We start from the raw sequence: 25,239 nt of genomic DNA on the forward strand, positions 1-25,239 counted from the left end.
GTTCTAGTTTCTTCCTGTCAGGTCCCAGGCGTCTTCGCCCGGTTCGTCGGAGCCATCAAAGTAGTCAACGGCTTGCGGTCGATCATCCAGGTCCCTGGCCACCAGGTCTTCGGCGTATTCGGCCACTGGATCAGCGTGGTTCACGTTGGCTTCGGCCACCAGGGCCGCTTCGGTGGCCGATGGCGCGGTGGTTGCCGGGTCATCGCCGCGCATCGCGGCCAGAACCATTGGCAGGTCATCGGGCTGGATGAGCACATCGCGCGCCTTGGAGCCCTCGGAAGGGCCCACCACTCCGCGCGATTCCATCAAGTCCATCAGGCGGCCTGCCTTGGCGAAGCCAACACGCAGCTTGCGCTGGAGCATCGAGGTGGAACCGAACTGGCTGGTGACCACCAATTCGGTGGCCTGCAGCAGCAGGTCCAGATCGTCTCCGATATCCTCGTCGATCTGCTTCTTCTTTTCGGCGGCCGGAATCACGTCGTCGCGGTACTCCGGTGCCAGCTGCGTCTTGACGTGTTCGACCACGCGCTGGATCTCGGACTCGGTGACCCAGGCGCCCTGCACGCGCATCGGCTTGGAGGTGCCCATGGGCAGGAACAGCGCGTCACCCTGGCCCAGCAGCTTCTCGGCGCCGGGCTGGTCCAGGACCACGCGGGAGTCGGTGACCGAGGAGGTGGCGAAGGCCATGCGCGATGGCACGTTGGCCTTGATCAGGCCGGTGACCACGTCCACGGACGGGCGCTGGGTGGCCAGCACCAGGTGGATGCCGGCGGCACGGGCCAGCTGGGTGATGCGAACGATCGACTCTTCCACATCGCGCGGTGCGACCATCATCAAATCGGCGAGCTCGTCGACAATCACCAGCAGGTACGGGTACGGCTTGAGCACCCGCTGGGAGCCCTCCGGCGGATGGACCTTGCCGGCCTTCACCGCCTTGTTGAAGTCGTCGATGTGCTTGTAGCCGAAGTTGGCCAGGTCGTCGTAGCGGGTGTCCATTTCGCGGACCACCCAGCCCAGCGCCTCGGCGGCCTTCTTCGGGTTGGTGATGATCGGGGTGATCAGGTGCGGCACGCCCTCGTAGGCGGTGAGTTCCACGCGCTTGGGGTCAACCATGACCATGCGGACCTCATCGGGGGTGGCGCGCATCAGGATCGAGGTGATCATCGAGTTCACGAACGAGGACTTGCCGGCGCCGGTGGCGCCCGCCACCAGCAGGTGCGGCATCTTGGCGAGGTTGGCGACCACAAAGCCGCCTTCGACGTCCTTGCCGACGCCCATCACCATGGGGTGCTCGGTCTTGCGGGCGTTGTTGCTGCGCAGCACGTCGCCCAGGGCAACAACTTCCTTGTCGGTATTCGGAATTTCGATGCCGATGGCAGACTTGCCGGGGATCGGCGACAGGATGCGCACGTCGGAGGAAGCCACCGCGTAGGAGATGTTCTTGGCCAGCGCCGTGACCTTCTCCACCTTGGTGCCTGGCGACAGCTCGATTTCGTAGCGGGTCACCGTCGGCCCGCGCGAGAAGCCGGTCACCTGGGCGTCGACCTTGAACTGCTGCAGGGTGTTGGTCAGTGCGTCAACCACTACCTGGTTGGCCTCGGAAGCTTCCTTGGCTGGCGGGCCGGCCGGCAGGTAGCCGTCTTCTGGCAGGGTGTAGGTGACATCGCCGGAGAGCTGCAGCTGCTCGCTGCGCGCCGGGATCGGCGCCTGCGGGCTGGCCGAAAGTCCTGCGGCGCGTGAGGAAACCTGGTCCATGGCGGAGGTGGTCGCTTCCGGCTCGGCCTTCAAACCGATATTGGCCATGATCTCGGCCATTTCGCTTTCGGCCTTGGTGGGGCGCTTCACCCCGGGAGGCGGACCGGCAGGCACGGGCCTCGACGCGGCAGGCATGGCCTGGGTGGCGGCTTCGGCGGCATCGTGGTTCTCGAAGTCCGGACGCGCGATGGCCTGGGTGGCGGCTTCATCGGCATCAAAGATCTTGCCGGAGTTGCGGTTGCTCACCGGCAGCGACGTGGTCGAGGCCTCGGAGAATTCTTCGGGCTCGATGACGGCCTTGTCGTAGGCGACGTCGCCCGGGCGCTCGGCGCTTTCGCTTCCGTCCACGTCGTAGACTTCGGTCACCTGGCGGGCCGCGGCAGTGCGGCGTTCGAAGAATCCCGGCTTCTTCTTTTTAGGTGCAGGGGCAACCGGCTCGTCCTCCGGGTACAGGTAGGACTGGTCGTGTTCTTCGCGGCTTGGATCCAGTTCGGTTTGGGCCGGGTGGCGTGCCGGCTTGGCCGCGTCGGGGTCCTGGCCCAGCAGGCGGTTGTAGCCCGCGCGGATCCGCTGCGGAATCTGGGTAAAGGGCGTTGCGGTGACAATCAAGAGGGACATGAATGCCAGGAAGATGAAGACGGCCATGGCGCCGGGGACCGTGATCAGCAAGCCCAGTGGCGTTCCGAGGATGGAGCCGGCCATTCCGCCGGCGTTCCACAGCAGCTCGAAGTCATCGGTGACCGATGGCGAGCCTTGTGCCAGCGATGCGATGGACGAGCCGGAGAGCGTCATGATCAGCAGGCCAATGCCGATGCGGTTATTGGCGGTGACTTCTTCCGGGTAGCGGAAGAGCCGGAAGGCCCCGATGAACAAGATGACCGGCAGGAGCACGGCCATGAAGCCCAGGGTGCCGCCAGCTACGGCGTGCACGCCCTGTCCAAACCAGCCCGATTCGCGCAGCCCCCACCATTCGATGATGGCCACGGCAATCGAGATCAGGGCAAGGAAAAGCCCAGTGCCGTCGCGGCGCAGCTCGTAGTCAGGGCTCACCGTTCCGCCGATTCGGCGGAAGGCGCCACCAAAAATCCGGGCAATGCCCATCCATACGCTGCGCAGGGCGCGTAAGGGCAGGGCGAGTTCCTGTTCCGGATTCTCGGGCGTTTTCTTGGAGGACGAAGAGCTGGACGCCTTGGGTTTACGCGTCGCCGGCTTCTTCGTCCCCTGAGACTGGGTACGTGGGGCCATAGTTCTAGGGTATCGCCAACAGCTGTATGCGCCCCGAATTTACACGTCTGCACGGGGTTTGGCGGGAGCTAGAGATGGATCACGTGAAAGGCAGGCAAGCTATTTCGAGTAGTCGATCATCAGGGTGTAGCCTCCCGCGCTTTTCAGGCAGGCGTGGCCGCTGACGTCATAGCCGGAAGCCCTGAAGGCGTGGACTGTGGCGGTTTCCATTTTTGTGCAGGTACCGGCACTGGCCACTTCCTGCGTGTAGGTCTTGCCGCTGGCCTGGGCTGCCGGGATACCGCCCGCCCCCAGCGCCGCGGCCAGGATGCCAGCCGCTGCAGATGCGGCAAGATGGCTCTTCAACTTCATTTTTCCTCCTTGCTTTGCTTTGCATTCGGTGTTGCAGCCCCGGCCCCTGCTGCCGCAATGGCCACCGGCGCAATCTGCCTCCAGCCACCGATCCGCGAGCGCCTTGGCCGCACGCATCCCAGCGATTGCGCCAGGTGGCCAGGGCTGATCTGCACGCGCGCGGTGAATTGCGCCTAGGAGAAGTCCAAGCCGAGCAATGCGTTCTCGGTGACCTCCGGCAGCGCCGGGTGGATCCAGTACTGGTTGCTGGCCACCTCCCTCACATCCAGATCGAAGGCCATGACGGTGATCATCTGCTGGATCAGCGTGGAAGCCTGCGGCCCCATGTAGTGGGCGCCGAGCAGCTTGCCGGTCTTCTTGTCGGCGATGAGCTTGGCGATGCCGCTGCGATCCTCCATGGCCCAGCCATAGGCCACATCGGCGTACTTCTGCACCTTGACGGTGATCTCGTGCCCTGCCTCGCGGGCCTCTTCCTCGGTCATCCCCACATAGGCGATTTGCGGATGGGTGAAGACCGCGGCGGGAACATGCTCATGGGGCATCTTCCTCATGTTCTGCGGGTTCAGCAGGTTGTGGCGCACCGCGCGCATTTCCGCGTTGGCAACGTGCTTGAGCAGGTACGGGGAGGAAATGTCGCCCAGCGCCCACACGCCCGTCGCCGAAGTGGAGCGCCCGAATTCGTCAACGCTGATGCGCCCGTCCGTGGACTCGATGCCGGCCAGATCCAAGTCCAGTTCATCGCCGTTGGGAATGCGCCCGGTGGCCACCAGCAGGACTTCTGCACTGATCTCGGACCCGTCGTCGAGCGTCACGGTGACCTCGTTCCCTTGCTGGCTGGCCCCGGCAATATTCCGCCCCTGATGCACGTCGTAGCGCTGGGCGGCAAGCTCATTGAAGGGCTCGCGCAGGTCGGCATCCAGGTGCCGAAGCAATTCCGAGCGGGCGATGATGCTCACCTTGGTGCCCAGGGCCTCGAAGACGTGGGCAAATTCCATGGCGATATAGCCGCCGCCAACGATCACCATGGATTTTGGCTGCCGGGCCAAGCGCATGATGTCTTCATTGGTGTGGAAATGAATCCCGGACTGGGTGATCACCTCGGGGATGAAGGGACGCGAGCCTGCCGCCAGAACGATCTGGTCGGCGCTGATGGTCTTGGCCGCCGTGCCCTGGCCGGTGCGCAGCGTGCGTTCGGCAACAAACCGGGCATGCTGGTCATACACGTCGATGTTCGGCGTCTTTTCACCCCTGCGGTATTCCTCCCCGCCCTTAGCGATCAAATCGATCCGCTGGTCGAAGACGCGATTGACGATGCCCGGCCAATCCACGGAATTCACCTGGGCGTCGATGCCCAAGCGCGAAGACTCCCGGGTTTCCAAGGCGGTGTCGGCCGCGTAGACATACATCTTGGTCGGGATGCAGCCCACGTTCAGGCAGGTGCCACCAAAGGCCCCCTTTTCGATAATGGCAATGGACTTGCCATCGAACTCAGGTCCCGGAATCGAATTGCCCGAGCCGGTGCCGAGGATGATCAGGTCGTAGTGCTTGTCTACCGCATCCACATTGGAAGCCATGTTGTCAGGTCCCTTTCACGGTCTTGGCTTGGGACGGCAGGTCCTGGCCCTGCACGCTCCACCTACCGGGAGGCTATCATCTGGCGGCCCGCGCGCCCGCATCGTGCAGCCGCGGCTCGTCGGCGATGCTGAAGACCAATTGCAGGCAGCCCTGCACGTCCATCGGCTCGGCGCGAATGCCGTAGACATCCAGCAGCCGCTGCGCGGTGAGCACCTCTCGCGGGGTTCCGGCGGCGAGCGCCTGGCCGTCCTTGAGGATCACCAGCTTGTCGCAATACCGGGCGGCGAGGTTCAGGTCGTGGAGCACCACCACGGTGGTGACCCCCAATTGCCCGACCAGGCGCAGCAGTTCGTGCTGATAGCGGATGTCCAGGTGATTGGTTGGCTCATCGAGCAGCAAGTGGTCGGCCTGCTGGGCCAGGGTCCTGGCCACCAGCACCCGCTGCTTCTCGCCGCCCGAGAGGGTGGCGTAGCGGCGGTTGGCCAGGTCCCGGGCGCCGACCCGGGACAAGGCGGCCGCCACCGCTTGGTGGTCTTCGCGGGTGAAGGCGGCCAACGCCCTGCGCTGCGGGGCCCGGCCGAGCAGCACCATGTCAGCGACGCTGACCGGCAGATCCGAGGGCGATTCCTGGGCTACCACGGCCACCCGGCGGGCCAGCCGATTTCCGCGCAGCTCGCTGATCGGTTCATGGTCCAGGGCGACCAGCCCGGTTCGCGGGGGCAGGGCGGCGTACAGCGTGCGCAGGAACGTGGACTTGCCGCTGCCGTTGGGGCCGATCAGGCCGACCACTTCGCCGTGGTCCGCCTGCAGGCCGACCCCGCGAACCACCAGCCCTCCTCCGTAGCCGGCGGAAACATCGGTAGCTGTAATCATGATCTTGCCTTTCGAAGATGGCGGTGGCTCATTGGGCGGGGTTCAGCTTGCGCACCAGCATGAAGAGCAATGGCGCGCCAAGCAGCGCGGTGACAATTCCCAGGGGCAGCTCCTGCGGCGCCAAAGCGGTCCTGGCCAGGACGTCGGCCCAGAGCAGGAACAGCGCGCCCAGCAGCGCTGCCGCCGGAAGCAGCTGGCGGTGGGTCGACCCGACGCACAGCCGGGCGACGTGCGGGATGATCAGCCCCACAAAGCCGATGCCCCCGGAGGCCGCCACCAGCGCACCTACGCACAGCGCGGTCACGATCATCACCGCCGCCCGCAGTTTCGCAGGCTTGATCCCCAGTGTCTGGGCGGTGGCATCGCCGATGGCCAGGGCGTCCATCGGCCGGGACCAGTACATGAGGCATCCCAGCGTGCCCAGCACCACCAGCCACGTGACCAGGGCCGATTGGCCGGTGGCCTGGGCCAGCGACCCCAAGGTCCAGAACAGCACCGATCGGCCCGCATTGGGATCGTCGGAGGCAAAAATCAGCAGCGAGGTCAGTGCATGCAGGACATATCCGACCGAGACACCTGCCAGCACCAGCCGCGTGGAGGTCATCTGCGAGCCGACCCGCGCCAGCAGGAACACCGCGATGCCGGCGGCCAGGGCACCGGCAAAGGCGCTGGTGGCCAGCGAAGCCGTGCCGATTCCCGCGGTGGCGCCGAAGAGGATCGAGGCCGCGGACAGGGTGGAGGCGCCCGAGGTCACCCCGAGCAGGTAGGGTTCGGCCAGGATGTTGCGGGTCAGGGCCTGCAGCGCCACCCCGGCGAGCGCCAGGCCGGCGCCCACGGCCGCTCCCAGCAGCACCCGGGGCACGCGCAAGAGCAGCACAATGGATTGCTCCGAGGCGCTCCAGCCCCCTGCTTCCGGGCCAGCCCCGAAGTTTTGCGCGAGGATCTGCAGCACCGTGCCAGGCTCGATGGAGACCGGCCCGAGCCCCACCGCAATGGGCAGGGTCAGCAGCAGGGCCGCCAGCAGGCCGGCATTCCAGATCCAGGCGTGCCGGGTGCGCTGGTCATGTTCCAGGTCGTCGCCGGAGAAAACCAGGGGCTCGAAGCCGGGGCGCTCGCGTGTTGGACTGTGCGTCATGGCTGTTGCCCCTGGATCTGGCCGGTGGTTCTGGCAGGAACGGCCAGCGCGGCGCCAAGGGCCAGCAGGGTCAAGGCGCCGAGCACGGCGGCTGCGCCCAGGTAGCCGGCGGCGGCCAGCGCGGCCCCGGAGGCCGCCGTGCCCAGGAACAGCCCCAGGCTCATGCCAGCGGCGTTCATGCCCAGTGCGGTGCCGCGCACCTGGGTGCACCGGGCCACCAGCAAGGTTGTCACCGCGGCCGAGACCACGGCATGGCAGGCCGATAGCAGCGCGGTGCACAACAGGGCCAGCGGAAGCGCCGGTGCCAGGTAGACCCCGAGCAGGGCTGCCAAGGCGGTGCCGAGGCAGATGGCCATCACCGCGCGGGTGCGCCGTTCGGATACTTCGGCGTTGAACATCCTTCCGGCCAGCAGGTGGCCGAGGAAAAAGGCCCCGCCGCTTACGGACCAGGCAAAGGCGAACTCGCTGGCGCTCAGCTGGAACTTGTCGGCGTACAGCGGCGCGAGGAATGCCAAGTGCCCCATCAACGCTCCGGCCCGGCCGAAGGAAACCAGCAGCAGGGCCCGTGCCCCGGGCACCGCGCCCAAGGCCCGGAAGGCCTCGATATAGCCCATTCGCGCCGCCTGCCCGGATCCGCTGCCTGCGGCATCTTCGGTGCCGGCGCCATGGGCGCGGCCGTAGCGCACCACCGCGGGGATGAGCACCAGGCTCAACACGGCGATCGCGATCAGGTTCCCCTGCCACCCCCACCACAGGGCCGGGAGCACCAGCAGCGGCGCTCCGAGCGTGGAGGCCAAGGTCTGCGCCGTCATCACCAAGGTGGCCGCGCGCCCTGCGGCCGGGGTGGTGCCGAACCGGTCAGCTGCGGCGGTGGACAGCGCCGGGTAGAGCAGCGCATTGGATATGCCGGTGGCCAGGCAGAAGGCCGCCAATGCGGCCAGCCCGGAGAAGGTGCCCAGCACCGCGGCAACCCCCATGAGCCCCAGTGCGGCGGCGGCCACGGTGCCCGGGGCGATGCGGCCGATCAGCGGGGCGGCAGCCACGCCCGCCAGCACCGCGCCCACCCCGGCCAGGCCGCGCAGGGTGCCGGTCTCGGCCACTCCCGCTCCGGCCCAATCCGCGATCGGCACCAGGAAGGTGCTGAGCACGGTGAAGGGCAGCAGCCCCAGCGCCGAGGCCAGCAGGGCCGGCCAGATTTCGGCGATGATCCGGCGCTCGCTGGGCAGCGGCTGCGTGGAATTCATTTCTGCTTGCTTCATGCCGCGCTCCTTGACGGGGAGCCGATCATGTCCACGTGCTCGGTGAAATCCTCGACGCGGAACTGCGGCGAACACGGCTGGGGTTCCAGCTGCCGCGCCGCGTCTTCCAGTGCCCGCTCGTAATTTTCGAGCAACTGGTCGATCATCGGGCAGGGCACCGCGTGTTTTCGCGCCAGGCCCTGGATGATCTTGGTCCGGTAGTAATCCTCCTTGGGCATCCGCGGGATGTCCCACTGGCCCTGGTCGTTGATGAAGATCGGACGGAAGGCGATGGCGGAGAAGTCGAAGTAGCGCCCGTGCTCGTCGGGCTGCGAGTAGGGGTCGATCAGCAACGACGCGTAGCGGACGTAGAGCAGGTATTCCTGTTCTGCTGCCGGGAGCTTGTCAAAATTGGCTACCGCCTGCGGGGTGATGCTTTCGGGGCGCACCGGGTATCCGTCCTCCAGCATGAACTGCAGCAGATTGACGCCTTGGCCGCCCAGCGCCCCGGTGACAGCGTTCAGCTCCCGCCAGGCCTGCGCCATGGTGTGGATCAGGGCGGGGGCAACCGGGCCTTCGGGATAGAGCTTGTAGACGTATTTGGGGACCGGTCCCGGGGAGAATACCGCCTGCAGCGCCAGCTCGTTCATGAACAGTGCCGGGTGCACATACAGGGACATATTGCGGGCTTCAGCTTCCACCGGCGTGCTGGCAGCTTGCACGGCAGTACCTGCGGCTTCCAGTACTGCGGCCAGCCGGGCCGCCGCAGGGCTCTGGGTCCTTGTGCTCCCCAGATAAATCCGTTTTTTCACCCCCGCGGTGAGCACCTTGATTCCGCTGGTCCCGGCAATCTGGCGGCTATCTCCCAAATAGCTTGAGCAGCTGATGACTTCCGGATGCGCTGCCCTGCGCCGGGCATATTCGCCCACGAGCTTGGCCGAGCCAAGGGTGGGCGAGAGCAGCACGATCCTTTTCATGGCGGACAAGGTTTCCTCGGGCAGCGCGCGAAGCACCGGCAGATAGGCATCGGCGGGCACGGCCATCACCAAGGTGTCCCAGTCCGGGCGCACCCGGTGGTATCCGAGGTAGCGATGCGCCAGGCGCGCTTGGCCGGCCAGTGCACCGTGGGCCGGGTTCTGCACCTGGGCTTGCACGTGCTTGCCGTGGTGCTCCACGCTGGTGAAGAATTCGGCGGCCCGTGTCGAATCGCGGCCGGCGATTCCCAGTTCACCGGGCAATTGCGCGAGCAGCACCGCGCTCTGCACCGCAACTGGCCCGGTGCCGGCAATCAGGATATTTCCCAGTTCATCCATGGGCTAGTTGCCTTTCCTGTGGGGGCGCTGCTTGGAATACAGCGCGATATCGAATATCTGTTGCGGCTGCTCAATGGTTTCGGCCAAGTTCCAGCGCTGTGCATCCACCGGCTCCTTGGGATAGTTGAACAGCGATTTCAGGCCGTCGCCGTAGCGCATGGCCACCACCACGTCGTCGCGGGTTAATGGGTGCATCCGGTGCAGCATCTGGTACTTTGCCTGCACCGTGGAGCTGATGACCACATGCGTTGCCTCGTGCAAGAACTCCAGTTCTTCTATCGGCTCGCAGCTGAGCGTGATCTTCAGGTTGCCACCCAGCAGCTGGACTACTTGGCGGCCAAGATCAAGGGCTTCGGGATCAATATCGATGCCTGCTGTCGTGGCCCCGGTGCGCGAGGCAAGATTCAGCAGAGTCATCGGGAAGGAGCCTGAGCCGATCAACAGGACCTTTGACTGGGCCTTCGGAGCGACCGCCCCGAACTCTTCATCGATGCATGATTCGATGTTGGCGAAATAGCCGTCGGCCCCGGTCTTCCCGTTGAGCAGATGCAATGCCCGGTACTTCTCGAGGATCGCAACGCACCGGGCGGATTGGGCGCGCAATTGCCCTGCCAGCATGCTCCCGGACTCGGTGGCTGCCAGCCTGGCATATTCCGGTTCATTGCCCGGATCGGTGATCAAGGCCGAGTATGCGCCCAGCAGCGCTTCCAGGCGTTCTGCCTTGTGCGTGGATCCGTCGTAGTGGTGGGCGGCTTCGGTGAATTTGCCGAGATAGCCATGCAGCGTTGCGGACAGCGGTTGCCGCACGGCGTCGGTGGTGGCAAGCGGGAAATCAGTCATGGATATATGCCGTTCCTTGGGCGACGATTTGGATGTCGGTGCTGATCCACAGATCAGTGATGGCGGCCTTGCTGCAACGCGCCTTGACGTGCATGGTGCCACCGGGTTGCTTGATCTCGGCTGCAATATCGCTTCCGGCTTGTGCCGCCAGGTAGGCGCCGAGCGCAGCCGTTCCCGATCCGCAGCTGCTTTCCCAGACCAGGCTGCCCAGCGCCGGGACGTTCACCAGCGGGGCCAGCTCGCCCCGACTGGGGTCGTAGAGCATGATTCCGATGACTGAAGTGCCCTGGGTGCTTGCCATCTCCAGCGCCAATCTTCGCGCCCGGTGGCGTTCAGCGCGATCCGATGCTTGGCATTCGATGATCAGGTGCACAGCGTCGGGATACCGGACTAATGCGCAGCCGGCAGCTCCGGAGAGCGGGTACGGTTCAATCTGCTGCGGCAGGGGCAATTGCAGTTGGCATCGGTACCCCGCTTCCAGCCGCTGGGCTGTGGAATGGAGCGGTTGTTCTGCACCGGAAGTTTCAATGCGCAGGCTCAGCTTGCCGCGCCCGGTGCTGGTCGCCGCATGCAATGCCGCTAGCGACATGCAGGCGTTGGCGCAAAGTTCGTCCCCGGCCATGTGCAGCCGGGTTTGGGCGGAGGGGGCGCGAGGCGGAAGGACAAACCCGACTTGCTCAGCATGGACATGCTCGGTGCGCATCAGCTGGCGGGCTATCGATGGGTACAGGCTTTTCGCATGGCGGCTGGTCACCAGGAGGGTGGTATTCGATGCCGGGCTCAGTTTCACGAATTCAATTGGCCGTGCCCCGTGGACCAGTTCCTGGCTTGGACGGCGAGGCCGGGCATGCGCGGATCGATGCCGCGCAATCCCCGCTGTTCGAGGGCGCAGATCAGCGCGGGTCATCGCTGGGCCAGCTGCTTTGCCATGATTTCAACGCCGTCCACGGCCAGCGGCCCCGGCGAGGAATAGTAGTAGTTCAACGGCACGATAGCGTCTTTGTCCTGGAGAGCCGGCAGTCCTTTCAGCTCAGCGCGTTGGCGGACTTCGTCAAGCACTTGCTGATCTGTTTCCAGGCCGGAGGACCCAGTTGGCAGGTACATGGCGAAGAGCTTGTCGGCGGCACTGCTAACGAGTTCTTCGTTGGAGGGTTCGAAGTAGCGTTTCGGCACGTCGCTGAAGACGTTTTGCATGCCCAGCAGATCCAGCTGCTCATCGATCAATGATTCATGTCCGTAGGATCCCAGGGACCCCGAGGTCGGGACGTACAGCGGAAGCCCGCGTTGCCCGTCTTGCCCTTTGATGCCGCGTGCTGCCGCAGCTACGCGATCGCGCATCTGGTCGACTGATTCCTTGGCCATCTCTTCGGTGCCGAAAAGCTGGCCGTAGGATTCCACATCCTTGTAGATCTGCTCGAAGCCGCTGAGGCCTCCGGTCGAACGGTCCTCGAATCCGGCGCAATAGCCGCTGACGGTGAGCATCTTGACGCCGGCGCTTTCCAGGCGCTCGGCCAGCGAATTCAGATCGACTCCGGCAGCAATATCCGTCCCAATCACTACATCGGCTCCGGAATTCAGGATCATTTCATAGGAGACGTCATGGGAATCCTCGGTGATCCGCTCGGCATTCTCGACGATTGCCCTGGTCTGCTCGTCGAACGGGACGTTCAGGCTTCCCGCGTAATGCGTGAGCTTGTCGCCAGCCCCGGCGGCCATGAGCAAGGAAGGCGCTTCTGACCCTACGGCCAGGACGCTCGATGGCGCCTTGTCGAATTCGACGGACCTGCCGCAGCTATCCAGCGTGATGTTCTCCGTGCCGGTGCTGGTGCCAGTGCTTGCGGGCAGGCTGCCCGATCCCCCTGCCGGACTGCTGCAGCCAGTGGCAAAGGCGAAGACCACAGCAGGCATCGCCAGCATCCAAGGACTCATTCTCTTCATTGATCAGTGCTCCGTTCATTGCAGGCCATCTATCAGCACCGGATTTCGGCACCAATCCGGCCAACAAACCTAAACACTAATGCGAATCATTATCATTAGTCAAAACAAGCAAGCCTTGATCCAGGTGGCTATGAAAGAATTCCGCAGCTGGATACGGCAAACGGCCGCCATGCCAAGATTTCTCTTGTCATGGCGGCCGTTTGCGCAATAAGCGGCTCGTTGGACGGGCTACGAGTCAGAGCCCTTCAGAGGCCAACCACGCCTTGGCAATGTCGGCTGCTGATTTCTTCTCAACAGTGCTTTGCACGTTCAAGTCGATCAGGTCTTGGGCCGAAAGCTTCTCGCTGACCGGGTTCAAGACCTTCCCCAGCGTCGAGGACTGATCCGCTGTAACCACCGGCACCACGTTGGATGCGAGGAAGAGCGACTTGGGATCTTCGAGAACTACGAGATCTTCGGTCTTGATGCGCGGATCCGCGGTGAACACGTTGGCCACGTTGACCGTTCCTGCAACAAGATCTTCCACCGTGGTGTCTCCTGTCGCCGAGAAATCGGCCTTCACTCCGTAGGTGCTCTCCAGGCCCTTGGGCCCGTATGGGCGCTCGGCCAGTTCAGGTGGTCCGCCAAGGGTCAGCTGGTCCTCGACACGTGCGAGGTCTTCGATGCTCTTGAGATCATTGTCCTGAGCAAATTTGCGGGTGACCGTGTAGGAGTCCTGGTCAGAAGCTTCAGCCTCGTCCAAGACAGCCAGTGATTCAGGAAGCTGTTTCTCGAGCTCATTGTAGACATCGGCCGATGAGCGGGCCTCGGTGTCTTCCTTGAAGAACTGCAGCAGATTGCCCGTGTATTCAGGGAAGACGTTGATGCTTCCGTTCTCCAACTGGGGCATGTACGCGTCACGCTGTCCGATGTTGAACTGCCGTTCAACTTCCAGGCCGGAATTCTCCAGGGCCTGCGCGTAAATTTCAGCGACGATCTCGTTCGAATAGTAGGCCTGCGATCCTACAACGACTTTCCCCGATCCCGACTGCTCGGAACTGCTCTGCGTAGCCAGCGGATCCGAGCTGGAGCAACCGGCCAAGGCCAGAGTCCCTGCTGCAGCCACCGCTGCCACCCGTGTTGCCTGTTTTAATTTCATGTCAGTTCCTTATCTTGTTCTTGCAAGCGACCAGCATCTTGATTTTTTGGTGATGTTCTTTGGGAGCCCAATCCACGGGGAATCGCAGCTTTCTGCGCGAGAGCCAGGAGCAAATCGAGTACTAGCGCCAGGACCGCAACCATCACGGCGCCGCCGAGCACCATGTCAAAGCGCCGCAGATTCAATCCGGTAATAATCGGAAGCCCAAGTCCACCGAGATTCACATATGCGGCGATGGTCACCGTCGCAACGACTTGCAAGGCAGCTGCCCGGATCCCTCCGACCAGCAATGAAAGCCCCAGGGGGATTTCAACCTTCAACAAGATTTGCCATTCAGTCATTCCCATGGACCGGGCCGCATCAACGGTTTTGCGATCAATGGCTTCAAAACCGGTGTAGGCGCCGGCAAGGAGCGAAGGAATTGCGAGCACCACGAAGGCCACGAGCGCTGCTTCCGGCTTATGCGTGACTCCGAAAAGCAGCACCAGCAAAATCAGCAAGCCGAAGGAGGGCACTGCACGGGCAATGCCAGCAGCGGCCACCGCAATTTCGCGCCCCTTGCCGGTGTGGCCAATGGCCCAACCGGCGGGGATGGCGATGATTCCGGCAATGGCCACGGACAGCAAGGTGAAGAGCAAATGCTGTCCCAGCAGCACTTGAAGCCCGGTATTGCCTTCCCATTGCTCTGGAGCAACAAGCCATTTGAACGCTTCAACAAGCAAGTTCACGAGGACACCGCCTGCCTGCTGCCCGCAGCGCCGCGGGACTTTTGCTTTCGGCCCGTCCTGCTCCACGGCATGAGCCAGCGGCCCAGCAGGACAAGCAATATGTCGACGGCTAATGCAATGAGCGCCACAGCCAGCAGCCCTGAAAAAACCTCGGCGATGATGCGTCGCTGCAGGCCATTGGTGAACAAGTAGCCCAGGTTGGTGACACCTACCAGAATCCCGACCGTGGCCAGCGAAATCGTGCTGACCGCTGTCACCCTCAAGCCCGCCAGGATCACCGGTCCAGCCAATGGCAGGTCAACGGCATAAAACCGGCGGGCGCTGCCGTACCCCATGGCTGTGGCAGCAGAACGCGCTGCAGAATCAACAGAATCCAGGCCGTCAACGACCCCGCGCACCATAATCGCTACCGCATAGATGCTCAAGGCGACAATCAAGTTGGCTTCGCTGATGGCGCTCATGCCGGTGATCACCGGAAGAATCATCAGCAATGCCAGCGAGGGAATGGTGTAGAGCAAACCGGTCAGCGTGACCAATGGACCGCCCACGAGCTTATAGCGCCAGGCGATCCAGCCCAAGGGAATGGACAGCGCAAACCCGATCATGATCGCGATCAGCGATTGGCGCAGATGCTCGAGGGATAACGAGGCAATCAGTGCCAGGTTTTCTGAAATCCAGGTCATGGTTGGGCCCTGCCCTCGACGAGCCGGCCTTGGGTCCTGCCCTGGTCATCGACCAGCACCGGCCCTTGGGCTGTCTGCTTGACGCTCAGCGCCCTGGATCCGCGCTCGGCGCCGATGAAGGATGCAACAAAGTCATTGGCGGGATTTTCAATGATTTCGCTCGGGCTGCCCACCTGGAGCTTCTGGGCACCGGCAGCCAGGATGACGACTTGGTCCCCCAGCAAGAATGCTTCATCGATATCGTGGGTGACAAATACGATCGTCTTGTCCAGTTCCTTCTGCAATCGCAGCAGCTCAGTTTGCAGTTCTGCGCGGACGATCGGATCCACCGCGCCAAAGGGCTCATCCATGAGCAAGATGTTGGGGTCCGAAGCCAAGCCCCGGGCGACTCCGACGCGTTGCTGCTGGCCACCAGATAGCTGGTGCGGGTATCTGTCGGCCATGGTATCTGAAAGCCCAACAGTATCCATCAATTCCAGCGCCCTGCGGCGTGAGGACTTCCTTGGCTCCCCCATCAGCCGGGGAACGGTTGCGATATTCTCTGCCACGGTGAAGTGCGGAAGCAGTCCTGAGTTCTGCATGACGTATCCAATGCTGCGTCGCAGCTCCACAGCGTTCTTCTCCGAAATGTCCTCGCCGTCGATGCGCACCGAACCAGAGCTGGGGTCCACCATCCGGTTGATCATCCGCAGCAAGGTCGTCTTGCCGCAGCCGGAGGATCCGACAAAAACGGTTGAAGTATGTGCCGGGATCTCCAGGCTGAAGTCGCTGACAGCAACGGTGCCATCAGGATAGTGCTTGGAAATATTTTCGAATTCGATCACTTCTCGACTCCTCAAGACGGCTCTGAAGTCATTCTGCCCCATCGAAGTACTTCCCGATACACGGCACAGGCTCAACACTGCACCCAAGTGGCTGGGAATTTAAAGGCAAATTAATAGATCAACAGTAGGATTGGTTACAATGCCCGACACTCCTGGAGGAATATCGTGAAGCTTCGTACTCTGCTGGTTCTCTGCCCATCATTACTTGCCGCAACTCTGGCATTTGCCGCTGCCGCGTCGGCGAGTGAAGTTTTTCCTGCCCCATCGGATGATTGGAAATCCGTGAAACTGCTAGATGTGGGCACGGGCAAGGAACTGGGCCATTGGGTGCCCGCCCAGTCGGATACGGTGATCGAAATGGAAGTGGAAACCGGGCGCGTGCTGCGACGCATCCAGTGCGATGAGTGGCAGGATGCCAGTGCTCCAGAAGCTTGCGAGGGCCACGTAGTCGGCATGGTGCCGTATCGGCCCGCGCAGTTGCCCGGAGTTCAGGGACTGCTCTAGGCATAGCGGGCCAGACAAGCCCGGAGACAGCTAAAGCCCCAAACCAGGTTCTTGGTTTGGGGCTTTAGTTGCAGAAGCCTAGGCTTCGAGAACGACCGGAACGATCATTGGGCGGCGGCGCAGCTTGCGCGAAACCCACGAGCCGATCACGCGACGGGTGATCTGCTGCAGCTGGTGCGTGGAGTGGTTCGGGTTATTCGATACCGCTTCCACAATCGCGGCCGCGATCTTCGGCTTGATCTCGTTGAAGACCGAGTCTTCCTCCGCCACACCGCGAGCGTGGATGTCGGGGCCGGAGATGATGGTGCCATTCTGGCGGTTGATCACGGTGATCACCGAAATGAAACCTTCTTCGCCCAGGGTGACGCGGTCCTTGAGGTCATCATCGGTGATGGTGCCGACCTTGGAACCGTCAACGTAGACGTAGCCGCATTCAACCTGGCCAACCAGCTGGGCGACGCCATCCTTCATGTCGATGACGGAGCCGTCTTCTGCCAGCAGCACGTTTTCCTCCGGGACCCCGGACTGCGCGGCCAGGCGGCCGTTGGCAATCAGGTGGCGGGTTTCGCCGTGGACCGGAAGCACGTTCTTCGGGCGCAGGATGTTGTAGCAGTACAACAGCTCGCCGGCCGAGGCGTGGCCCGAGACGTGGACCTTGGCCATGCCCTTGTGGATGACCTCGGCGCCCAGGCGCATCAGGCCATTGATCACGCGGAAGACAGAGTTCTCGTTGCCCGGGATCAGGCTCGAGGCCAGGATGACGGTGTCGCCCGGGTTGATCTGCACCTTGTGCTCGCCATTGGCCATGCGCGAGAGCGCAGCCATTGGCTCACCCTGCGAACCGGTGGACATCAGCACGACCTTGTGGTCAGGCAGCGAGTCGATCTGCTTGAGGTCAACCAGCACGCCCTGCGGGATGTCCAGGTAGCCCAAGCGTTCGGCGATGCCCATATTGCGCACCATCGAGCGGCCGATGAAGGCCACCTTGCGGCCGTGCATCGCGGCGGCATCCAGGACCTGCTGCACGCGGTGAACGTGCGAGGAGAAGGAAGCGACGATGATGCGGCGGCGGGCACGGGCGAACTTGGCTTCAAGCACTGGGCCGATTTCGCGTTCTGCCACGGTGAAGCCGGGCACTTCGGCGTTGGTGGAGTCAGGCAGGAACAAGTCCACGCCTTCCTCGCCCAAGCGCGCGAAGTGGCGCAGGTCGGTGATGCGGCCATCGAGCGGCAGCTGGTCCATCTTGAAGTCGCCGGTGTGCAGCACGGTACCGGCTTCGGTCCGCAAGAACACGGCCAGGGCGTCCGGGATCGAGTGGTTCACGGCCACGAATTCGCATTCGAAGTTGCCGATCTGCGCGATCTCGCCTTCCACCACAATGTTGGTGTTGGCCTTGATCCGGTGTTCTGCCAGCTTTGCTTCCACGAAGGCCAAGGTCAGCTTCGACCCGTACAGTGGGATGTCTTCGCGCAGGCGCAGCAGGTAAGGGACGGCACCGATGTGATCCTCATGGCCGTGGGTGAGCACTACGCCCACCACATCTGCCAAGCGGTTCTTGATGTAGGAGAAGTCCGGCAGGATCAGATCCACGCCAGGCTGGTGCTCTTCGGGGAACAGCACACCGCAGTCAACGATCAACAGTTTCCCGTTGAGCTCGAAGACGGTCATGTTTCGGCCAACCTCGCCCAAGCCTCCGAGGGGAACAATGCGCATTGTCCCCTTCTTCAGCCGGGCCGGAGTCTGCAAGCGTGCAGAGTCGGCCTTGCCTACTGAACTCTCAGTCATATGTAGTTAGTCCCTTTCGTTACAGATCCCATCCGCCTTCACGTAGGTCCGCGCGGATGGCATCGAGCTCTGCGTCCGACGGTGCCACAAGCGGCAGCCGGACGACGGTGTTCGGCAGGACACCCTGCCAGTGAAGTCCATATTTTGCGGCCACGGCGCCCTGAATGTGGCCCATGATGCCGCGCTGGATCGCGTCCAGCTCAAAGTGTGTGGTGCGTGCAGTCGCCAAATCACCTGCATGCATTGCATTAACAAGCGTACGGTACTTCGCGGCTGCAACGTGAGCCGTGACGGAAACCACGCCGGCAGCACCGGCTGCCATCAATGGCAGGGTCAATCCATCGTCGCCCGAGTAGACGTGCAGATCGGTCTTGGCCAGCACCGTGGTGGTGGACTGGTAATCAGCCTTGGCATCCTTCAGCGCGATGACCTGTGGAATCTCGGCGAGTTCGATAATGGTTTCCGGTGCCAGTGCGATCCCGGTGCGCCCTGGGATGTCGTAGAGCATGATTGGCAGCTCGACGGCTTCGGCAATGGCCTTGACGTGCGCGATGACGCCGGCCTGGCTTGGCTTGTTGTAATACGGGGTGGTCAACAGCACACCGTCAACGCCAGCTTCCTTCGCTGCGAGCGAGAGCTTGATCGAGTGGCGGGTGTCGTTGGTCGTCGAACCGGCCAGCACCGCGGCGCGGTCGCCGACTGCCGCGACGACGGTGCGGAACATCTGGATGTTCTCTTCGTCGCTCAGCGTCGAGGTCTCGCCGGTGGTGCCGGTGACGACCAGACCGTCGCATCCATCATCGACGAGCTTCTGGGCCAATTTGGCTGCGAGCGCGTAGTCAACTTCCCCCTCTTCGGTGAAGGGGGTGATCATTGCAGTGAGCACGGTGCCAAATGGGTATGCCTGATTATCAATTGCACTTGTAGCCATGGCTTTAAATCTACACTTGCGCATGTTGCAATGGCATCCATCCCCACTTCCGTGGTGCGATGTTTCCATGGACATTTCGGGGACGCCACGACGCATTCTGGCGGTTGATGCAGCACGCCTTGTGGCCATCGTGGGGATGTTCGCGGCGCACATTTTCCCGCTCTATGAATACCGCGGCCCAGATGCCTACTCCCCTACATTTACCGGGGCTGTAGCCTCTGGGCGGGCCTCTGTTCTATTCATGGTTTTGGCCGGATTATCGCTGACGCTCATGACTGCTTCCCTGGCTCGCAGGGGCTTTTCCCACCCTAAGATTTACTCAGTCCTTGCCTTGAGAGCATTAATTATTGCCGTGCTCGGAATGGTAATTGGGACGATAAATGAAGGCATCGCAGTCATTCTTGTCCACTATGGGCTACTATTTCTGTTGCTTCTGCTGGTCCTCAGGCTCCCGAGAGCAACCATTTGGATAGTCTCAGTGCTTTGGCTGGTCCTCGCGCCACTGATCTGGCGACCCTTGGCTGCAGGCGCTTTGGGGCAGTCCCTCGGCCACAATCCGAGCTTTGGCGACCTGCTGTCCCCGGGGCCGTTGTTCCAGGATCTCACCGTCACCGGCTACTACCCGCTTCTGGTTTGGTTTGGATACGGGCTCTTGGGTGTCGCACTGGGACATTGCGATTTGGGGAGTAAAAAGACAGCCGCAGTGCTCACCATGTCCGGCGGTGCCATCGCAGCGATCAGCTACATCGCCGGCCGCGTTATGAGCCTGGGTTTCACCGGCCAAATTTCGGCGGCTTCCGGAGCGCTTCCGCCTCTTGTCCCCACGCTCATTACTACCGGTCGATTGCCGGGGACATCACTGGACCCATATCTGGCCAGTGCCGAGTACCTGTGGCTTCCAACTGGGCACAGCAACTCCTTGCTTGCCACCGTGCATTCGGCGAGCTGCGCTGTTGCAGTGCTTGGGGTCCTGTTGCTTCTTGTGCCTCGCCTTGGCGGGCTCGGCCGGGTACTTGCTGGCGCTGGGCGCGCTCCGCTCACCTTGTATGCCGGACATCTGGTTCTGCTCCCGCTGCTCGATGACGTCCTGGAGCCTTCAGCCATCTGGTGGATCTTGTGCGCGGCGACCGCCTGCTGCGGTATCTGGCTGGGATTCACCAGGGCTTCTGGGCCCTTGGAATTCTGCGTGCGGGTTCTCAGCGGAGCCGATGGCCAGCGAATGCCAAAAGCGGAGCCCGGTCCGAGGTTCTGATTTGCCTTGGTTCCAGCTTGGCCTTGCTGGCAGCGCACAGAGAAGATCCGCTGCCGGCCCCAGCCGGGAGCCAGTCCCGGCCGAAACCTGCAGCGGATCAAATCATCCTTGTTTTCACGCGTCCTGTTTGAAAGCCGCATCGAAGGAAGTCGACGAAGCAGGGAAATCCAGCCTCTTCAACGCCGCCAGCGCCTCGGGCGCGCCGTAGAGCCGATCCATGCCAGCGTCTTCCCATTCGATGGAAATCGGGCCTTCGTAACCGATCGCGGCGAGGGCCCTGAATGCATCTTCCCAAGGCACGTCCCCGCGGCCGGCCGAAACAAAATCCCATCCCCTGCGCGGGTCGCCCCATGGCAGGTGCGAGCCCAGGCCGCCATTGCGGCCGTTGCCCATCCGCATGCGGGTGTCCTTGCAATCCACGTGGTAGATCTTCTCGGCGAAGTCCGAAATGAAACCCACCGTGTCGATGCCTTGCCACACCATGTGGCTCGGGTCCCAGTTCAGCCCAAAAGCCTTGCGGTGCCCGATGGCCTCAAGGGTCTTGACCGTCGACCAGTAATCATAGGCAATCTCCGATGGATGGACTTCATGTGCAAAGCGCACACCGCATTCGTCAAAAACATCCAGGATCGGGTTCCAGCGGTCAGCAAAGTCTTGGTAACCAGCGTCGATGACCTCTGCCGGCACTGGCGGGAACATCGCGACATACTGCCAAATCGAGGATCCGGTAAAACCGACGACGGTTTCAACGCCTAGGCGCTTGGCCAGCCGTGCGGTGTTCTTCATTTCCTCGGCAGCCCGCTGGCGCACTCCCTCGGGGTCTCCATCTCCCCAGACCCTGTCTCCCACAATGGCCTGATGGCGGAAGTCGATCGGGTTGTCGCACACAGCCTGTCCCTTGAGGTGGTTGGAGATGGCCCAGACCTTCAAACCATATTTTTCCAGGATCCCCAGGCGCTCGGCGATGTAGTCGTCATCATCCCACCGCCACGCGTCGAGATGCTCACCGGAGACCGCGATCTCCAGGCCGTCATATCCCCAACCTGCTGCCAGACGTGCCACCTCCTCTAGGGGCAAGTCGGCCCATTGGCCGGTAAATAGGGTGAAATCGCGTGCCATCCGTTGGCTCCTTTTCGTTTGGTTCCCTCGTGCTGCCTTGGGGTGTTCCTTATGCTGTGGTGGTCCAGGTGCTGTTGCTGGCTGCGCTGCGCTGGACCGCGTCCAGGACGCACTGCACTTGATGCCCGTCATCGAATGACGGCTCTGGCTGCTGGCCAGCCCCGATGGCATCAATGAAATCCTTGGCCTGGTGCACAAATCCGTGCTCATACCCCAGCGTATGTCCGGTGGGCCACCAGGCAGAGATGTAGGGGTGCTCCGGCTCCGTCACCATGATTTGCGTAAATCCTTGGCGGGTGGCCGTTGCCGTTGCATCGTAGTAGCCCAGTGAATTGTAGTTCTCCAGGTCAAAGGAAATTGCCCCCTTGGAACCCGAGACCTCAATGCGCAATGAATTCTTGCGCCCGGTGGCCATGCGGGTCGCCTCGAATGTGCCGAGAATTCCCCCATCAAATCGAGCCGTGAACGCTGCAGCGTCATCCACGCTCACCGGACCCAGCTGCGTGGGTGCATCGAGCAACGGGCGTTCGTTGACAAAGGTCTGGAGCAGGCCGCTCACTCCAACAATCTTCTGGCCGGTGATGAATTGGGAGAGATCCACGGCATGGGCTCCGATGTCCCCCAGGGCGCCGGTGCCGGCGTGCTCCTTTTGCAGCCGCCAAGTCAACGGCGAACGATCATCGTGCAGCCAATCCTGCAGATAAGCGGCGCGCACCTGGCGCACCTGCCCGATCGCTCCGCTGGCCACCAGGTCACGGGCAAAGGTTGCAGCGGGCACCCTGCGGTAGGTAAATCCGACCATCGCCTGGATGCCCTTGTCCGCGTTGCGGGCTGCGGCGGCCATGGCTTCGGCTTCTTCAAGGGTGTTGGCCAAAGGCTTTTCGCACAGCACGTGCTTGCCGGCGGCCAGGGCGGCAATGGCTATTTCTGCGTGTGAATTCCCCGGCGTGACAATATCGACTACGTCGATGTCTTCGCGTTCTATGGCGGTGCGCCAGTCGGTTGACGTTTCAGACCAGCCCCATTTTTCCGCAGCAGCGTCGACGCCGGCGGCGTTGCGGCCAACCAGCAGCGTCATTTCTGGTTGAAACGGAAGATCAAAAAACCTTGGCGCGACTCGCCATCCTTGTGAATGCGCAGCACCCATGAATCCATGCCCGATGAGGGCAATTTTCAAGGCTGGTTTTTGGTTGGGCATGTGTTTCCTCCTGCTGTGGATCTTCATGGGATCGCGTTCGGGGCAGCTGAACCGCGCAAGGCAAGCCACCCCGAAACGCCTTGTGCTCGGTTTAGGAGCTGAACGCCGTCGGCAGGTACTGGTCGACGTTGTCCGAGGTGACAACCGGTGCATTCAAAACGATGCGCTTGGGCACCTCAACTTCGACCAGGTCGCTCATGGCCTTGTTCTGCGCGATCAGTCGAGCCAGGCGAACACCGTCTGCCGCCTGGGTGGATGGGTAGAGAACCGTGGCTTCCAGCACCGATTCACCGCCCTTGATCAGATCCATGGCGTTTTTGGAACCAGCGCCACCGACCATGAAGAATTCATCGCGGCCAGCGCTGTCGATGGCCGCGAGCACGCCATGGCCCTGGTCATCGTCGTGGTTCCAGATGGCATCAATCTTTGGCGCGGCCGCGAGCAGCTGCGAAGCGGCCGCTTCGCCGCCGGCGACGGTGAAGTCAGCGGGCACGCGGTTGTCGACATCCAGGCCACAGGTCTTCAGCGCGTCGGCGAACCCCTTGCTGCGGTCTTGAGTCAGCGGCAGGGAATCGACGCCCGGGATTTCCGCAACAACGGCATCGGGCTTGTCGCCGAGGCGCTCGCAGATGTATTCGCCGGCGCTACGGCCCATGCCGTAGTTATCGCCCAGAATGGTGGTGCGGGCGGCGGCAGGGCTGGAGAATTCGCGGTCCACATTGATGACTGGAATTCCCGCGTCCATGGCCTTGGTCGCCACGGCGGTCAGCGCAGCGCCATCGGTCGGCAGCAGAACGATCGCGTCTACCTTGTCGTTGATGAACTGCTCGACTTGGCTGATCTGCAAGTTGGCATCATTGGTGCCTTCGGCAACTCGCAAGTCGACATCCTCCAGCGAATCGCCTTGCGCGATGGCGGCCGAGTTGATTGCGCCGAGCCAGCCGTGGTCGGCAGCCGGGCCCGAGAATCCGATGACCACTTCGTCGCCCGCCGCGGCGTTGCCTTCGCTTGAGGCATTCGATGGCTGGGCGCTTCCGCCACCGGAATCCGATGAGCAGCCGGTGATCAGTGCGCCGACCGCTAGGAGGGCACCGGTAGTGATGAGCATTTTCCGTCCGGAAGGAACTGCAAGCATGTCTATCTCCTCAGTGAGTAAGGTGCAGCGCCGCCGCGTGCAAACCGAACTGTTCGGGCACCAGCGTGCGTGACTATTGTCACAATAACAGAAGTTCGGGGAAAATCGACGAACTTCTACCGATTGCCGACATAATGTGTTAGATTCATCACATGATGCAAGATGAAAATCCACGTCCGCTCCTCGAAGTGCGCGGGCTCACGAAGCAATTCGGAGCCGTTCAAGCGCTCAAGGGCGTTGACTTGTCCGTGCTCCCTGGTGAGGTCCATTGCGTCATGGGACAAAATGGCGCCGGCAAATCCACCTTGATCAAAACCCTCTCCGGCGTACACCAGCCAGACGAAGGCGAAATTTTCTGGGAAGGAGAACAGGTCGGCATCCCCTCTCCCACGGCTGCGCTGGGGCTCGGCATCGCCACCATGTACCAGGAACTCGATGTGGTCGATGGCCTGAGCATTGCCGAGAACATCTTCCTGGGCCACGAGCAGGCCACCGGAGGGGTTCTGCATGTGAAAAAGGCCAATGCCGTCGCGCGAACCCTTCTGCGCCGACTGGGGCACGGCAGCCTCTCACCAGCGCGCGAGGTCGGAACGCTCTCGGCCGCCAACAAGCAAATTGTCAGCATGGCCCGGGCGCTCTCCCGCGACACCAAGCTGATCATCATGGATGAGCCAAGCGCGATCCTCGACGTAGGAGAGGTGCAGAACCTGTTCCGCGTGGTCCGGGAATTGACGTCCCAAGGCATCGCCGTCGTCTACATTTCCCACCGCCTGGAAGAGATCCGCGAGATCGGCGACCGTATCTCCGTGATCAAGGATGGGCAAAGCACCGCCAATAACCTGGACGTGGCAGACACCCCCAAGGCCGAGCTCATCCGGAGGATGACCGGACGCGATGTCGCCAACGTCTTCCCTGAACGGACCGCCATCCCGGCCGATGCCCCAGTGGTTCTCGATGTCGCCGATCTGGAGCTGGCCGGCCACTTCGAAAAGCTCAGCTTCAGCGTGCGCGCCGGAGAAATCCTCGGCTTTGCAGGGCTTGTCGGCTCCCAGCGCTCGGAAATCGTGGAAACCATCTACGGTGCCCGGAAGGCCACCGGCGGGCAGGTCAGCGTGAAGGGAAAGAAGCTGACCGCCGGTTCGGTGACCTCCGCGGTGGACGCCGGCATCGGCCTGTCGCCGGAAGAGCGAAAGAGCCAGGGCCTGATCCTCGACGAGCCGATCTACAAGAACGTCACGCTCTCCACCTTCGAGCGCTTCGCGCGCACCGGATTGCTGGACGAATCGGCAGAGCGGCGCGCAGCCCGGGAGCAAATTGATGCCCTGGAACTGCGCCCCGCTGATCCGCAGCGACCGGCGGGAACCCTTTCCGGCGGAAATCAACAAAAGATCCTGCTGGCCCGCTGGCTGGTACACGGTACGACGGTGCTGCTGCTCGATGAGCCTACTCGTGGCGTCGACGTGGGAGCTCGTGCAGAAATCTATACGCTGATCCGCCGCTTGGCAGATGCCGGGACCGCCATCATCATCATTTCCAGCGAGATCGAAGAAGTCCTCGGCCTCTCCGACAATGTCCTGGTCATTGACGATGGACAGGTCCTGGCCCAGAAAACAGCAACTGAAATTGACGAGCACGGTGTGCTCGACCTAGTCATGAAGGGAAGTGCCGCGTGAGCAAGC

At 62.6% G+C, this 25,239-nt stretch carries 22 protein-coding genes; 3 read left to right on the forward strand and 19 right to left on the reverse strand.

Features of this window, described 5'->3' with window-relative positions; all coding sequences use genetic code 11:
* Nucleotides 1-3: 3 nt before the first annotated feature.
* The 14 genes from H6F58_RS03915 to H6F58_RS03980 all read right to left on the reverse strand — a co-directional run bounded on the left by H6F58_RS03915 (nucleotide 4) and on the right by H6F58_RS03980 (nucleotide 15,636).
* A complete protein-coding gene (locus H6F58_RS03915; RefSeq protein WP_195181144.1) occupies nucleotides 4-3,000 on the reverse strand; it encodes a DNA translocase FtsK in 2,997 nt (998 codons plus the stop codon).
* Nucleotides 3,001-3,099: 99 nt separating this feature from the next.
* Nucleotides 3,100-3,351 (reverse strand): hypothetical protein, encoded by a 252-nt coding sequence (locus H6F58_RS03920; protein ID WP_060701129.1) that lies wholly within the window; start codon nucleotides 3,349-3,351, stop codon nucleotides 3,100-3,102.
* Nucleotides 3,352-3,524: 173 nt separating this feature from the next.
* Nucleotides 3,525-4,925: a mycothione reductase gene (gene mtr, locus H6F58_RS03925; RefSeq protein ID WP_195181145.1), complete on the reverse strand. Its 1,401-nt coding sequence runs from the start codon at nucleotides 4,923-4,925 to the stop codon at nucleotides 3,525-3,527.
* Nucleotides 4,926-5,001: 76 nt separating this feature from the next.
* The gene (locus tag H6F58_RS03930) at nucleotides 5,002-5,799 is read right to left on the reverse strand and encodes an ABC transporter ATP-binding protein (protein WP_195181146.1); all 798 of its coding nucleotides are present in this window, start codon (nucleotides 5,797-5,799) and stop codon (nucleotides 5,002-5,004) included.
* 28 nt (nucleotides 5,800-5,827) lie between these two features.
* Nucleotides 5,828-6,934 (reverse strand): iron ABC transporter permease, encoded by a 1,107-nt coding sequence (locus tag H6F58_RS03935; protein WP_195181147.1) that lies wholly within the window; start codon nucleotides 6,932-6,934, stop codon nucleotides 5,828-5,830.
* Nucleotides 6,931-8,193: an MFS transporter gene (locus tag H6F58_RS03940; protein WP_244652307.1), complete on the reverse strand. Its 1,263-nt coding sequence runs from the start codon at nucleotides 8,191-8,193 to the stop codon at nucleotides 6,931-6,933. Before H6F58_RS03940 ends, H6F58_RS03935 begins: the two co-directional genes overlap by 4 nt.
* The gene (locus tag H6F58_RS03945) at nucleotides 8,190-9,485 is read right to left on the reverse strand and encodes an opine metallophore biosynthesis dehydrogenase (RefSeq protein ID WP_195181148.1); all 1,296 of its coding nucleotides are present in this window, start codon (nucleotides 9,483-9,485) and stop codon (nucleotides 8,190-8,192) included. Before H6F58_RS03945 ends, H6F58_RS03940 begins: the two co-directional genes overlap by 4 nt.
* Before the next feature lie 3 nt (nucleotides 9,486-9,488).
* A complete protein-coding gene (locus tag H6F58_RS03950; RefSeq protein ID WP_171919024.1) occupies nucleotides 9,489-10,325 on the reverse strand; it encodes a class I SAM-dependent methyltransferase in 837 nt (278 codons plus the stop codon).
* Nucleotides 10,318-11,232 (reverse strand): diaminopimelate epimerase, encoded by a 915-nt coding sequence (locus tag H6F58_RS03955; RefSeq protein WP_146278057.1) that lies wholly within the window; start codon nucleotides 11,230-11,232, stop codon nucleotides 10,318-10,320. The genes H6F58_RS03950 and H6F58_RS03955 overlap by 8 nt, the downstream gene beginning before the upstream one ends.
* Nucleotides 11,229-12,263, reverse strand: a complete 1,035-nt coding sequence (locus H6F58_RS03960; RefSeq protein ID WP_195181149.1) for an ABC transporter substrate-binding protein — start codon at nucleotides 12,261-12,263, stop codon at nucleotides 11,229-11,231. Before H6F58_RS03960 ends, H6F58_RS03955 begins: the two co-directional genes overlap by 4 nt.
* A gap of 235 nt (nucleotides 12,264-12,498) precedes the next feature.
* A complete protein-coding gene (locus tag H6F58_RS03965) occupies nucleotides 12,499-13,401 on the reverse strand; it encodes an ABC transporter substrate-binding protein (RefSeq protein ID WP_146278055.1) in 903 nt (300 codons plus the stop codon).
* Nucleotides 13,398-14,129, reverse strand: a complete 732-nt coding sequence (locus H6F58_RS03970) for an ABC transporter permease subunit (RefSeq protein ID WP_146278054.1) — start codon at nucleotides 14,127-14,129, stop codon at nucleotides 13,398-13,400. The genes H6F58_RS03965 and H6F58_RS03970 overlap by 4 nt, the downstream gene beginning before the upstream one ends.
* Complete coding sequence (locus H6F58_RS03975; RefSeq protein WP_195181150.1) at nucleotides 14,126-14,812, reverse strand: ABC transporter permease subunit; 687 nt, start codon at nucleotides 14,810-14,812, stop codon at nucleotides 14,126-14,128. Before H6F58_RS03975 ends, H6F58_RS03970 begins: the two co-directional genes overlap by 4 nt.
* A complete protein-coding gene (locus tag H6F58_RS03980; protein ID WP_146278052.1) occupies nucleotides 14,809-15,636 on the reverse strand; it encodes an ATP-binding cassette domain-containing protein in 828 nt (275 codons plus the stop codon). The genes H6F58_RS03975 and H6F58_RS03980 overlap by 4 nt, the downstream gene beginning before the upstream one ends.
* A gap of 282 nt (nucleotides 15,637-15,918) precedes the next feature.
* Here H6F58_RS03980 and H6F58_RS03985 point away from each other — a divergent pair, with 282 nt between their 5' ends.
* Nucleotides 15,919-16,140, forward strand: coding sequence for a hypothetical protein (locus H6F58_RS03985; RefSeq protein WP_146278051.1), 222 nt, complete (start codon nucleotides 15,919-15,921; stop codon nucleotides 16,138-16,140).
* 78 nt (nucleotides 16,141-16,218) lie between these two features.
* Here H6F58_RS03985 and H6F58_RS03990 read toward each other — a convergent pair whose 3' ends face one another.
* Nucleotides 16,219-17,925 carry a ribonuclease J gene (locus H6F58_RS03990; RefSeq protein WP_146278050.1) on the reverse strand — a complete coding sequence of 569 codons (1,707 nt, stop codon included), beginning with the start codon at nucleotides 17,923-17,925 and terminating at the stop codon, nucleotides 16,219-16,221.
* A gap of 19 nt (nucleotides 17,926-17,944) precedes the next feature.
* Nucleotides 17,945-18,856 carry a 4-hydroxy-tetrahydrodipicolinate synthase gene (dapA, locus tag H6F58_RS03995; RefSeq protein ID WP_195181151.1) on the reverse strand — a complete coding sequence of 304 codons (912 nt, stop codon included), beginning with the start codon at nucleotides 18,854-18,856 and terminating at the stop codon, nucleotides 17,945-17,947.
* Nucleotides 18,857-18,923: 67 nt separating this feature from the next.
* Here dapA and H6F58_RS04000 point away from each other — a divergent pair, with 67 nt between their 5' ends.
* Nucleotides 18,924-20,108 carry a heparan-alpha-glucosaminide N-acetyltransferase domain-containing protein gene (locus tag H6F58_RS04000; protein WP_195181152.1) on the forward strand — a complete coding sequence of 395 codons (1,185 nt, stop codon included), beginning with the start codon at nucleotides 18,924-18,926 and terminating at the stop codon, nucleotides 20,106-20,108.
* 114 nt (nucleotides 20,109-20,222) lie between these two features.
* Here the strand turns inward: H6F58_RS04000 and H6F58_RS04005 are convergent, their stop codons facing one another.
* The 3 genes from H6F58_RS04005 to H6F58_RS04015 form a co-directional block, all read right to left on the reverse strand.
* Nucleotides 20,223-21,227, reverse strand: coding sequence for a sugar phosphate isomerase/epimerase family protein (locus H6F58_RS04005; RefSeq protein ID WP_195181153.1), 1,005 nt, complete (start codon nucleotides 21,225-21,227; stop codon nucleotides 20,223-20,225).
* Nucleotides 21,228-21,276: 49 nt separating this feature from the next.
* Nucleotides 21,277-22,425 (reverse strand): Gfo/Idh/MocA family oxidoreductase, encoded by a 1,149-nt coding sequence (locus H6F58_RS04010; RefSeq protein ID WP_195181154.1) that lies wholly within the window; start codon nucleotides 22,423-22,425, stop codon nucleotides 21,277-21,279.
* Nucleotides 22,426-22,516: 91 nt separating this feature from the next.
* A complete protein-coding gene (locus H6F58_RS04015) occupies nucleotides 22,517-23,560 on the reverse strand; it encodes a substrate-binding domain-containing protein (RefSeq protein WP_060701110.1) in 1,044 nt (347 codons plus the stop codon).
* A 152-nt stretch (nucleotides 23,561-23,712) separates the two neighbouring features.
* On the opposite strand from H6F58_RS04015, the gene H6F58_RS04020 reads away from it, so the two are divergent.
* A complete protein-coding gene (locus H6F58_RS04020) occupies nucleotides 23,713-25,233 on the forward strand; it encodes a sugar ABC transporter ATP-binding protein (RefSeq protein WP_244652309.1) in 1,521 nt (506 codons plus the stop codon).
* Nucleotides 25,234-25,239: the final 6 nt, after the last annotated feature.

This window comes from Glutamicibacter sp. FBE19 (assembly GCF_015524875.1).
GTDB classification, from domain to species: Bacteria; Actinomycetota; Actinomycetes; order Actinomycetales; family Micrococcaceae; genus Glutamicibacter; species Glutamicibacter halophytocola.